1 protein-coding gene and 1 pseudogene are annotated in these 709 nt (G+C 66.9%); one reads left to right on the plus strand and one right to left on the minus strand.

Annotated elements, in window-relative coordinates; genetic code table 11:
- Positions 1-400, minus strand: a 400-nt coding sequence (locus AC1DWF_RS34570; RefSeq protein ID WP_476842989.1) for a LysR family transcriptional regulator, incomplete at its 3' end; no start/stop codon positions are given.
- A 69-nt stretch (positions 401-469) separates the two neighbouring features.
- On the opposite strand from AC1DWF_RS34570, the pseudogene AC1DWF_RS34575 reads away from it, so the two are divergent.
- Positions 470-709, plus strand: a pseudogene (locus AC1DWF_RS34575) (pyridoxamine 5'-phosphate oxidase family protein); the annotation flags it as partial.

The raw sequence follows: 709 nt of genomic DNA on the forward strand, positions 1-709 counted from the left end.
GGTTGATCCAGCGATCGGAGAGCAGGAGCTGGCCCTGCACCTCGGGGTAGCGCCGAAGGTATTCGGCCATCAAAGGCGCCACATGCAGATGCCCGAAGGTCACCGGCGCCGTGACGGTGAGGCGGCCGGCCGGGCTCAGCCGGGCGGATTGCGCGAAATCCTCGGCCTCCTGCATCTCGGCCAGGATGCGGCGCGCGCGGTCGAGATAGCGGGCGCCGGCGTCGGTGAGGGTGACGGAACGCGTGGTCCGCTGCAGGAGCCGCAGGCCGAGATGCTCCTCCAGCGCCGCCACCTGCCGCGTGACGGCGGAGGGCGCGAGCCTGAGATGCCGTGCGGCGGGGGCGAAGCCCTGCCGGTCGGCGACGGCGACGAAGGCCGACATGGCAGCGAAACGGTCTATGAGATCATTGCAGATCACGCAATGAAGAAGTGTCAATCTTTCTGATTATCATCACCGGACGGAGGGATCATGTTCGGCGCGTTCGAAGGAGGCATTTCTATGTCCGACGTCATGTTCTCGCCGAGCGTGAAGTCCATCCACGTCCGCCGCGGCTCGCGCGCGCCGTTCGAGGCGCATGACGACTGGCCCAACCAGATCTCGCCCGAACTCGCGGAATTCATCGCGGCACAGACCAGCTTCTTCCTCTCCACCGCCAGCGCGGACGGCCAGCCCTATATCCAGCACCGGGGCGGCCCGCCGGGTTTTCTC

It is taken from the genome of Aminobacter sp. P4_D5 (assembly GCF_056401815.1).